The sequence below is a fragment of the Nibribacter koreensis genome, from assembly GCF_039541795.1.
GTDB lineage: Bacteria > Bacteroidota > Bacteroidia > Cytophagales > Hymenobacteraceae > Nibribacter > Nibribacter koreensis.
On the sequence record NZ_BAABGX010000002.1, the window covers coordinates 1,690,726 to 1,701,977 of the forward strand.

General features: G+C 45.3%; 9 protein-coding genes. 8 read left to right on the top strand and 1 reads right to left on the bottom strand.

The genetic code is table 11. The features are described 5' to 3' along the window. Positions 1-37: 37 nt before the first annotated feature. The 8 genes from ABD880_RS14560 (at position 38) to porN (ending at position 8,986) form a co-directional block, all read left to right on the top strand. Positions 38-1,078, top strand: coding sequence for an MraY family glycosyltransferase (locus ABD880_RS14560; protein ID WP_345167572.1), 1,041 nt, complete (start codon positions 38-40; stop codon positions 1,076-1,078). Positions 1,079-1,081: 3 nt separating this feature from the next. Beyond that, on the top strand, positions 1,082-2,215 hold the full coding sequence (locus ABD880_RS14565; RefSeq protein WP_345167575.1) for a DUF4271 domain-containing protein: 1,134 nt from the start codon (positions 1,082-1,084) through the stop codon (positions 2,213-2,215). Between the two features lie 72 nt (positions 2,216-2,287). Next, positions 2,288-3,079 carry a uroporphyrinogen-III synthase gene (locus ABD880_RS14570; protein WP_345167578.1) on the top strand — a complete coding sequence of 264 codons (792 nt, stop codon included), beginning with the start codon at positions 2,288-2,290 and terminating at the stop codon, positions 3,077-3,079. Positions 3,080-3,218: 139 nt separating this feature from the next. Then, complete coding sequence (locus ABD880_RS14575; RefSeq protein WP_345167582.1) at positions 3,219-4,190, top strand: PorP/SprF family type IX secretion system membrane protein; 972 nt, start codon at positions 3,219-3,221, stop codon at positions 4,188-4,190. Positions 4,191-4,390: 200 nt separating this feature from the next. Next, positions 4,391-5,425 (top strand): T9SS ring complex lipoprotein PorK/GldK, encoded by a 1,035-nt coding sequence (porK, locus tag ABD880_RS14580; protein ID WP_345167587.1) that lies wholly within the window; start codon positions 4,391-4,393, stop codon positions 5,423-5,425. A 67-nt stretch (positions 5,426-5,492) separates the two neighbouring features. Further along, positions 5,493-6,287: a type IX secretion system motor protein PorL/GldL gene (gene porL / locus ABD880_RS14585; protein WP_345167590.1), complete on the top strand. Its 795-nt coding sequence runs from the start codon at positions 5,493-5,495 to the stop codon at positions 6,285-6,287. A gap of 59 nt (positions 6,288-6,346) precedes the next feature. Further along, complete coding sequence (gene porM, locus ABD880_RS14590; RefSeq protein ID WP_345167593.1) at positions 6,347-7,942, top strand: type IX secretion system motor protein PorM/GldM; 1,596 nt, start codon at positions 6,347-6,349, stop codon at positions 7,940-7,942. 21 nt (positions 7,943-7,963) lie between these two features. Continuing rightward, on the top strand, positions 7,964-8,986 hold the full coding sequence (gene porN / locus ABD880_RS14595; protein ID WP_345167596.1) for a type IX secretion system ring subunit PorN/GldN: 1,023 nt from the start codon (positions 7,964-7,966) through the stop codon (positions 8,984-8,986). 460 nt (positions 8,987-9,446) lie between these two features. On the opposite strand, the gene uvrC is transcribed toward porN, so the two are convergent. Beyond that, positions 9,447-11,246 carry an excinuclease ABC subunit UvrC gene (gene uvrC / locus ABD880_RS14600; RefSeq protein WP_345167599.1) on the bottom strand — a complete coding sequence of 600 codons (1,800 nt, stop codon included), beginning with the start codon at positions 11,244-11,246 and terminating at the stop codon, positions 9,447-9,449. Positions 11,247-11,252: the final 6 nt, after the last annotated feature.

An 11,252-nucleotide genomic window follows, 5' to 3' on the forward strand; every position in this document is an offset into this window, starting at 1 on the left:
TAGTTTCTCACAGCTTTTTATACCTTTGTGACACCTCATGAAATTTGTTACCTACCTGCTTTCCTTTAGTTGGTCGTTTTTCATTGCCCTGTTTGCCATACCGTCTATTGTGTATGTAGCGCACTTGAAAAACATTCTGGACCAGCCCAATCAGCGCACGGTGCACGTGTCGCTTACTCCCAGACTAGGAGGGCTTGGGGTATTTGCCGGTTTCATGTCGGCGCTCACCATCTTTGGTGACTTGAACAACGGCGTGCAGCAACTGCTGGCCGGCTGTATCATTCTGTTCTTTGGTGGATTGAAGGATGACTTGGTGTCCATTTCGGCGTTCAAGAAGTTCTTTATGCAAGTGCTGGCTACAGGCGTGGTTATGTTCATGGCAGACATCAGAATCTCCAGCTTTCAGGGCATTTTTGGCATTCATGAGTTGCCCATTGGCTTGAGCTATGCCTTTACCTTCTTTGCCATTGTGGGAATCACCAACGCCATTAACCTGATTGACGGCCTGGACGGTCTGGCTGGCACCATGGTCACCATCATTGTGGCTACGTTTGGCTTCTTCTTCTGGGATTCGCATTACAGCGGTTTCTCTAATTATGCAGGCGTAGCCGTTTGTTTGATAGGTGGTTTGCTTGGTTTTTTGCGGTACAACTTCTACAAAGCCAGGATCTTTATGGGTGACACGGGCTCTCTGGTCTGTGGCTTCATTGTATCCGTGCTGGCCATCCAGTTTATTGAGATGCGCTACGTGCCTTCTTCGCCGTCTGTGGCCCTGGGGGTTTTGTTTGTGCCACTGTTTGACACCATCAGGGTTTCTATCATACGCGTACTGAAAGGCCTATCTCCTTTTGCCCCAGACAAGAACCATATTCACCACCGGGTGCTGGCCATGGGTTTTAGCCAGGTGACTACCGTGATGATTCTGGCCCTGCTCAATATTCTGGTGACGGCGTTTGTGTTCTACTTCTCTCACTGGGGTAACCTCAATCTGTTGCTTTGCCTGTTGGGCTTCTCTTTGGCCTTGAGTTTTGTCTTGGGGCAGAGTACCACCAAAGCTACCACCACCCCTACGGCGTAACCTATGCGAGTGTGGGGATGGCTCCTGGGCTTCTGGTTGATGTGGGGGATGGCGGCGGCGCAACCTGTCCCGCTCAAGCCTTTGCTATCTTCTGACTGGCTTATCTACCAGCCCAAGTCCAATCACTTGGTGCCTTACCTGCCAGAGTTTCATGATGAGCGGCAAGCCTTGTACCAGTGGGTACAGCTAGATGCCTTTACAAGTCCCAAGGTGGAGTTTGCCGCCCGGCAGCACTTGTGCGTTTTTCTGGACAACAAGCTGGTGTTTGTGGCAGACTCTACTGCTAAGTACACTCTGGATTTAAGCAAATGGATGAAGCCTGGTCAGAAGTACCTGCTGTCTGTCTGGAATCCGCAGCAACAGCCCAACTACCAGTCTTTTAAAATGCCTGAGGTGCAGGAGGTGACGCAAAGTAATTTTATGTCACAGTCAGCCACACAGAAGATAGTTGCAAAGCCTTCTGGTTCGCCACGTAGCGTCCTTATTCTGTTTATGGTGATAGTGGGCCTAATCTACGGAAGCTTGCGTATGACCTTTCCTACAGACTTTAACAGCATATTTAAGCTCTCTAACTTTGCCAAGGAGAAAACCCTGGAAGAAGGGTTGTTGGCAAAGCCCATTGGCAACTGGTCAAGTATTCTTTTTGTGCTGGCCTTCTCCTTATCCTTTGCGCTTTTGATAGTGGCCATTCACAGAGACATTGAGGAGCTGGCTTTGCTAAACCAGTTGTTTACGGTGACGCAGGCAGACTTAATCCTCAAGATTATCCTGTATGCGTTGTTGGTGCTCTCTTTTGTGGTGTTTAAATACCTGTTTTTGCAACTGATGGGGTTTATCTTTGGGGTGAGCGAAGTGGTACTTACGCAATACCGCGAGTTTCTGCGTACCCTGCTGGCCTTGGGCGTATTTTTGCCGCTAATCATGCTCCTGCATTTAGGGCTTTCTAAATCAGCGCCTTTGACTATCTATTGGATAGCCAATCTAAGTGTGGCTGTTTTGCTTATTTTCACAGTAATCAGGACTTTTCTTACAATCAGTAAAAAGTATTCACTTCAAAATCTGCATTTATTTTCGTACATTTGCGCCACGGAAGTGATCCCTTTGATGATTTTGCTCAAATTGATCGTTTTTGTGTAGTAACAGGCGGATAATAAGCGCTTTGTCACTTGAATCCTCAATTTAAAAGTCGTTTTAACTACTTTCTACAACATGGCTGACGGTAAAGAAAAGTTGGGTGCGGACAGACATTCGAAGAAAATCTCCAGTATTCTGGTTACGCAACCAAAGCCGGCAAATGACAACTCACCCTACTTAAGCATTGCTGAGAAGTATGGGATTAAAGTAGACTTTAGGGCTTTTATAGACATTGAGCCGGTTCCTTTCAAAGAATTCAGAAAAGACAAGGTGAACATACTGGAGCATACGGCGGTTATTTTCACCAGTCGCAATGCCGTTGACCACTTCTTTAGAATCTGTGCCGAAGGCAAGATAGACGTGCCGGCAGAGATGAAGTACTTCTGTATATCTGATCAGACGGCTTACTACCTACAGAAATACATTGTGCTGCGCAAGCGCAAGTTGTTTGTGGGCGGTAAAATGGCGTCTGATCTGTTTGAAGTGTTAAAGAAGCACAAGACGGAGAAGTTCCTATATCCTTGCTCTAACATCAGAAAAGAAGACATCCCAGAGTTTATGCGGGCCAATGGCTTTGACTTCTCTGAGGCCACCATGTACAAGACCGTAGCGTCTGACCTATCTGACCTAGCTGAGGTAAAATATGACTGCATCGCCTTCTTTAGTCCGTCAGGGATTCACTCTCTGTTTACCAACTTCCCTGATTTTGTGCAGGAAGGTACGCGTATTGCTGCCTTTGGCCCAACTACGGCGCAGGCAGTAAGAGATGCAGGTTTGGAATTGGATATTGTGGCGCCCATGCCCAATGCTCCTTCTATGACCGGTGCCATTGAAGTGTACATTCAGCAGAACTCTGGTAAAAAATAAATTGTTTTGCGCTACCTTAGGGTGGAATCTACGTAGCAAAGCAATAGCTTAGAAAATGAATACATTTTTTGGTCTTTATCCATCATTTTCATAGCTTTTGCTCAAAGGTACTTGTGCCCAACGTTTTCTATCTCTTGGTATGATGACCAAAACTTTACGCAATCTGTTTGCCAGTGCCTGTTTGTTGGTTTCTATGCCTGTGGCGGCGCAACAACTTCCCCAGTTTAGCCATTACGCGTTCAATGGTCAGTTCATTAGTCCAGGGTACGCTGGTATTAAAGGGCAGACCGAGCTCAATTTGTTCTATCGCTATCAATGGCTAGGCTATGATGGCTCCTTTGACAATGGGGGCTCTCCCAAAACAGGCCTTTTCTCCATCTCTACCCCCCTTCCTTCATTAAAGAGTGGTGTAGGGCTGGTGGTGATGAAAGATGAGATTGGCGCGGTAGATGTTTTTCAGGCCCAACTTTCTTATGCCTACCATGTCTCTTTAGGGAACGGTAATTTAGGAATAGGTGTTCAGGGTAACATAACTAACATGAGCAAAGGGAGTTATAGGCCCAATACGGAGTCAGATCCTAGGGTGCCCTTCCAGAGCTCAGATAGAAAACTAGACATGGGGGCCGGGTTGTGGTACCAACATGAAAAGTGGTATGCAGGCGTGGGTGTCACTAATTTATTAGGCTCCACTTATGAGTTTGAGAACAGGGACCGCGGGGTAGAGAGAAGTACAGTGACCGGAGAAAAGCATGTGATGGTGACGGGCGGGTATACTGCCGAGCTATCTGGAAGCGTTTCTGTCACACCAACAGCCATTTTGAAACATGATTTGAGCGCGGGCGTATCGTCTGTGGAAGTGGGAGGAAGGACTACGCTCTATGATAAGTTCTGGGCGGGTGCCGGTTACAGGTTTGGAGAAGCAGCCACCGGCTTGTTGGGGGTTTACTTTCTGAAAGACAATGCTTTAAGCTTTGGGTATGCGTTTGATTATACCTTGGTAGATGCATCTGCTAAAAGTGCTACCTCACATGAAGTTATGTTAGGGTATAGATTGCCAAAATCTAAGAATACTGCAAAACCGCCTATCAGAACCCCTAGATATAATTTTTAGGGAGTAAGTGTGGGAGGATGGTCAAATACTTGACTCTATTATATTACTGGTTTCTAATACTATTTTTTTTGCGGGAACGTTAAAAAAAATATGTTCAAGAAAAATTAATAGTTTTATTTTTGAAACCACTTATCTATATTTGCTTTCTTAAAATCAGAATACCCTTTATTAGCGCGTTTTCTTTTCAATTTTCAAGTTATATGAATAAGGTTTTACAGTTTTCTGCCATTGCTTTGAGCGCCATTTTGACGGTGGGTTGCGGTATGGGAAGAAGCTCCGAAGGTGATCTGATTGGTGCAGAGGACCGTCCGGACTTTAATCCGCAAGAGGTGCCCTATGGAATGATTGCCTGCCCAGGCGGAACGTTTCACATGGGTCAGACAGACCAGGATATTGCCGCAAGTATGTCCAACCTGAACAAGCAGGTGACTATTGGTGGCTTTTACATGGACGAGACTGAGATTACCAACAATGAGTATCGTCAGTTTGTGGACGCCATCAAGACAGACTCTGCTGGCGCACCAGGCTATGATGAGGATTACATCATGACTAAGCTTTATCCAGACACCACTGTTTGGGTGAAAGACTTTAGCAATCACATGGGTGATCCATTGATGGAGTACTATTATACGCACCCAGCCTTTGATGACTATCCGGTGGTAGGTGTGAGCTGGCATGGAGCTAAGCGTTTCAATGAGTGGCGCACCAAGCACAAGAACAATTATAACTTAGAAAACGGCCAGGCCCCAATGCCTAACTTCCGTCTGCCTTCTGAGGCTGAGTGGGAATATGCAGCCCGTGGTGGTCGTGATTTGGCAACCTATCCTTGGGGTGGTCCTTATTTGCGTAACTCTAAAGGCTGTATGCTGGCTAACTTTAAGCCAGGCCGTGGTGACTACTACAGCGACGGCTTTACCTACACGGCTCCAGTAGGCCAGTACTATCCAAACGACTTCGGTTTGTATGATATGTCTGGAAACGTGGCTGAGTGGTGCGAAGATGCTTACTCAGTAGCTTCTGTTCCATTGGTATGGGACTTGAACCCAACCTTTAGCAATGACACTATCAAAGAGAAAGTTGTACGCGGTGGTTCTTGGAAAGACATTGCTCACTTCTTGGAGACAGGTGTTCGTAACTTTGAGCACGAAGATTCAACCAGATCCTTTATCGGTTTCCGCAGTGCCATGATCTACATTGGTCGTTCATCAGGCCGTGAGTTTGGCTTCGGTAACTAATCTAGACCCTTTCTAATAGACGAATATCAAACAACGCAAATCTTAATAACTTTAATCTGTCAAAAAAATGAGCAAATCAAAAGGTCACTGGTTCTGGGATGGTTTAATGCCCAAAATTTATGGTATTGGTGCCGCAATCGTAATCTTGGGTGCATTGTTTAAAATCTTGCACATTGGCCCTGCAGACATCATGCTAATGATTGGTTTGGGTACTGAAGCAGTTATCTTCTTCTTAAGTGCCTTCCAACCAGTACCACATGATCCAGCCTGGGAGCGCGTATATCCACAGTTGCGTGATGACTATGATGGTCCACTTCCTACAGTAGCTACTAAGTCTAATGAAGGTTCATTGACTGGTGACTTAGACAAAATGTTACGTGACGCTAACGTAACGCCAGCTACTATCAATACTTTGGGTCAAGGCTTAAACAGATTGAGCGAGACTGCTGCCCATATGTCTGACTTGTCAGATGCTACTGTTGCTACCAATGAGTACACTACCCGTGTTAAAATGGCTGCCGGTTCATTAGACAAAATCAATGAGGCGTATGGCAGAACTGTTGAGGCTGTTTCTCATATGGCCAAATCAACTACAGACACACAAGAATACCATACGCAAGTGCAGAACATCACCAAGAATTTGGGTGCTTTGAACGCTGTGTATGAAATGGAGTTGCAAGACGCCAACAACCACTTAAAATCAATGAACAAATTCTACGGTAGCTTGACTATGGCTATGGAGAATTTGACAGAAGCAAGCCGCGATACAGAGCAGTTCAAGACAGAGGTTACTAACTTAACTAAGAACCTTCACTCATTGAACAATGTGTACGGCAACATGCTTAACGCAATGAGAGGTTAATCTCTGCCAATCCTATTTTTAAACCAATAGTTTAACAAAAAGCTAGACACAAGGATTATATGGCTGGAGGAAAAGAAACGCCACGGCAGAAAATGATCGGGATGATGTATCTCGTTCTTACTGCAATGTTGGCTTTGAACGTAAGCTCTGCAATTCTTCTAAAATTTCAGTTTATAGATGACAGCTTAACAGCTGTAAACACTAAAACAAAAGGTGAAAACGGAGGAATTGTAAACGGAATAAAATCTACGGTTGGGGAGTCTGGCAACAGACCTGCAGACGTTAGAGTAGTAGAAAGCGCTACTGCCGTAAGAACTAAGACAGGTGAGCTAATTGCTTATATGGATGGTTTACGCGAGCAGTTAATTAAAGAAGCTGGCGGAGAAGACCTTGAAACTGGTGGTTATAAGAACCCATCTAAGAATGAAAGTGTCAACATGCTCATGATTGGCGGTCCAGGAAAAGGTGGCAAAGGATATGAGCTTGAGAAAAAGCTAAATGAATATGCTACTTTCCTGCGTCAGTATAATGAGAACGCTCCAGCTAAATTGGCGATGAGCGGTAATGAAGACCCAAGAGTACAGAATAACAAAGAGCAAAAGAAAAAGGACTTTGCTGAAATCAACTTTGAAGAAACCCCTATTGTGGCTGCTTTGGCTACCCTAGCGCAAATGGAATCTGAAGTGTTGAAATATGAGTCAGAGACCCTTTCTAAATTAGCTCAAAAGGTAGGTGCAGATATCATCAAGTTTGAGAAAATATTTGCCATGGCCAGCGCAGAGTCAAAAACTGTAGCTGCCGGTACCAAATACAAAGCTGAGATGTTCTTAGCTGCTTCATCTGATGCCGTAACGCCTACAATGTCTGTAGACGGTAGACCCATCAAAGTGCAAGCTGGTAAAGGACAGATTGAATTCACAGCTAGCGCTGGGAACTATGATGCTGAGGGCAATGCTAAAAAGCAATGGACGGGCCAAGTACGTTTCCGTCAGCCAAGCGGTCGTGATACTGTCTTTACAGTAAAACAAGACTACGTAGTAGCTAAACCAGTGATGCAAATTCAGTCTGCTGCAATTAACTCATTGTATTTTAACTGCGGTAACGAACTAAACATTCAGGTTCCAGCGTTAGGTGCTACATATGATCCTTCTTTCTCTGCTTCTGGCGCTACTGTTGTAAAAGGAGCTAAGAAAGGTTTTGTGACCATCATTCCTAACGGAAGAACCGTGAAATTGAACGTGAGCAGCGGGGGCAACCTGATTGGTTCACAAGAATTCACTGTGAAGACGGTTCCAAGGCCACAGATCGCTGTATTGGCAAATGGCCGTCAGATTGACCCAGTAAGAGGAATGCCTGCTCCAGGTCCAAGAATCCTACAGGTGAATGCCGTGCCAGATGAAAGCTTTAAAAACTTGCTTCCAAAAGAAGCTCGTTATAGAGTTACCAGCTATACAGTGTATTTGGTACGTGGTAACCGCCCAGTAGACCAAGTGCCTGGTAACGGACCTCAGGTAAACATTACTAACCTTGCATCAAAAGCACGTCCGGGTGACCGTATTGCCATTGAGATCAAAGAGGTTCGTAGAATGAACTACCGTGATCAGCAGGAAACTGTTCCGTCAAACGGAATGAGCACGACTTTTGCACTTAATTAATTAAGTTAATTCCCTAGTACCATGAAAAAGTTAATTGTTTTGGGTGTAGCGGGTTTGTTGAGCTTACCAATGGTATCTGTGGCTCAAAAAAGAACCACTACTACTAAAAAGAGCACAACAACCCAGGCTAAATCTGCGGCAGCTACGGCGGCTCAAGAGAAAGCCCGTCAAGAGGAGTTGGCAAGACAACAACAAGAGGCAGCTGCATCCCAGAGATCCCAACAATTACTGGCTAAGTCTGATTCTGCTAATCCATCTGCTAGACCAATTCCGCCATCTGACGTGATGTTCAAGAAAACGGTTTGGCGTTTGATTGATTTGCGTGAGAAGCAGAACAAGCCAATGTTCTCACCAGGGAAAGAAATCACGAAGCTAATTGTAGAAGCCGTGAAGCGTGGTGAACTACAACCATATGCTACTGACAGCTTAAACAGACCTATTACGGCTCAAGAGTTCTTGACCGCTATTTCTCCTGCCCAAGGTGGTGCTACGGTACTAACCGAAGAAGAGAAGAAGGCTGGTTTTACTGCTGATGCAGCCGTAGCAGATGATGGTTGGGGTGCTCCTGCTAAACCAGCAACTAAAGGTGGTAAAGCGGCGGCGACTCCTGCGCCTATGACTGCTTCTAATGAGCTTTTTGCCAACCAATTGTATCAATTGGAATTGAAAGAGGATGTGATCTTTGATAAAAAACGTTCACGTTTGTATCATGACATCCAGGCCATCACTATTACCGTTCCTTCTAAGTTTGATCCACTAGGGATTGAGAAGACGGCTGCTTCTTTCAAATTCAGTGACCTGCATAAAGTGTTCAAAGCTCATCCAGACGAGGCGCTTTGGTTTAACCAGATGAATGATGCGCAACACAAGAACCTAGCAGATGCCTTTGACTTATGGTTGTTTAGCTCTTACATCACCAAGGTGTCTAACGTAGGCAATGAGCGCTTAGACGAGGTTTACGGTTCTGGCAAGAAAGGCCTTTTGGCTGCTCAACAAGCCATGGAAGAACTTATTGAGTTTGAATATAGCCTTTGGAGTTACTAATAAAAATACAGTATTAAGTAAAAAAGGAGACCATTTGGTCTCCTTTTTTTATGCCCTAAATTTTATTTCATCGCTGATTTACAGGATGGATAATGTCCATCACAATGGTGTAAGTAAGTATTTTTGAATACCTCTTATTTTAACCAAAGACAGATTGATTAGGAATTGGTTTCTCATCTGAAAGATTAAGTGACACAACTTTGCTATGTCGGTAGGATTTAAGAGTTCTCTGTAGTCTATGCCGAGTGAAGGTAGAACTGCGCAAATGCAGAGGCGAAGTACGTTTTTTGGCTGTTTTCTGAAAAGTAGGCTGAAAACGGTAAGTTTGTCTGTTTGGTCATTTTACAGCCTATCAAAATTCACCTTTGGCTTGAGGATTAGTAGAAAGTGCTGTGAATTATTGAAATGGCAGAATCGTCGTTTTTGGCTTCTTTTCCAGAAAATAAGCCAAAAACGGCACCTACGCTTTCCCGAAATGAGCTAGCAGCAACTTGGTTTTGCTCTTTCCTACCTCGGCTTCAAGCTCCTGCTGTGAGAGTTCGGCAATCTTCTTGACTGACTTAAACTTGGTCAACAACTTCTCTGCGGTAGCGGGTCCCAGTCCTTTAATTTGCGTGAGTTCTGTCTGTAGCGTACCCGCGTCACGCAATGAACGGTGGAAGGTAATGGCAAAGCGGTGAGCCTCATTTCTAATGCGCTGAATCAAACGCAAGGACTCAGACTTTTTGTCAATGTACAAGGGGAGCGTGTCTCCAGGATAGAAAATCTCCTCTAATCGTTTGGCAATGCCCACAATGGCCACCTGACTGTAAATGCCCAAGTCCTTGAGGGCCTTCACACCCATGCCCAATTGGCCTTTGCCCCCATCTACAATAATTAACTGCGGTAAAGGCGTTCCTTCATCTAGCAGTCTTCTGTACCGCCGCGTCACCACTTCATACATGGACGCAAAGTCATCTGGGCCCACCACCGTCTTTATGTGGAAATGGCGGTAGTCTTTCTTAGAAGGCCGCGCATTCTTGAAGCACACCATAGACGCCACCGGATTGTCTCCTTGAAAGTTGGAGTTGTCAAAGCATTCTATGTGCTTAGGGAGCTCGGTCAGTCTTAGGTCCTTCTTCATGGTCTCCATGATGCGTACCTCGTTGCTGTCTTTGGACTTGTCCTGCATGCTCTCTTTCTCTTTGCGCAGGTAGAGCGCATTCTTCATGGAGAGGTTCAACAGTTTCTTCTTATCCCCAATCTGCGGAACCGTGATAGAAACCGTGTCCAGAGGCAGTACCAAGTCAGGAATGTTGACAATGATTTCCCTGGACATGCTTTCAAACTCTTGGCGCAGTTGCATGATGATAGACGCCAGAATCTCTTGGTCGGTCTCTTCCAACTTCTTCTGCAATTCCAGGGACTGGGTGGCAATGATGGACCCGTTCATCACCTTCAGGTAATTGACAAAGGCACATTTCTCATTAGAGGTGATGGTGAAGACGTCAATGTTGGTAAGCGTGTGACTCACCACCGTAGATTTGGCATGGAAATCTTCAAGCCTATCTAGCTTCTGCTTGTATTGATGCGCCAGCTCATATTGGTAGTCTGCCGCCGCCTCAGACATGCGCTCCTTAAAGTAAGTCTTGGCGATGGTGAGGTTCCCCGAGAGGATGTTCCTGATCTGCTGAATGTGCTGGTTGTATTCTTCCTCTGAGTAAAGGTTCTCACAAGGGCCTTTGCAGTTGCCTATGTGGTACTCTAGGCAAACTTTAAACTTGCCAGCGTCTATATTGGCCTGAGAAAGATTGTAACTACACGTTCTCAATGGGTACAAGGACCTAATCAGTTCCAACAACACATACATGCTGGTGCCCGTGGGGTACGGCCCGAAGTACCTTGAACCGTCATTGATCTTATTGCGCGTGCTGAAAATACGGGGGAACCGCTCATTGGTAATGACCAGATAAGGATACGTCTTGCCGTCTTTGAGCAGGATGTTGTATTTGGGCTGATGCTGCTTGATGAGGTTATTCTCTAGCAAGAAAGCATCAGCCTCATTGTCCACAATGGTAAACTCAATGCGCAGAATCTGCGAAATGAGCTTCTTGGTCTTTTTATTGTGCTGGGTGGAACGATTAAAGTAACTGCTCACCCGCTTCCTGATGTCTATGGCTTTACCAACATAGATAATGCCCTTATCATCATAAAACTTATAGATACCCGGCCGGTGAGGCAAGTGCTTAATCTGTTCCCTTATCTGTTCCTCAACAGCCATGCGCGC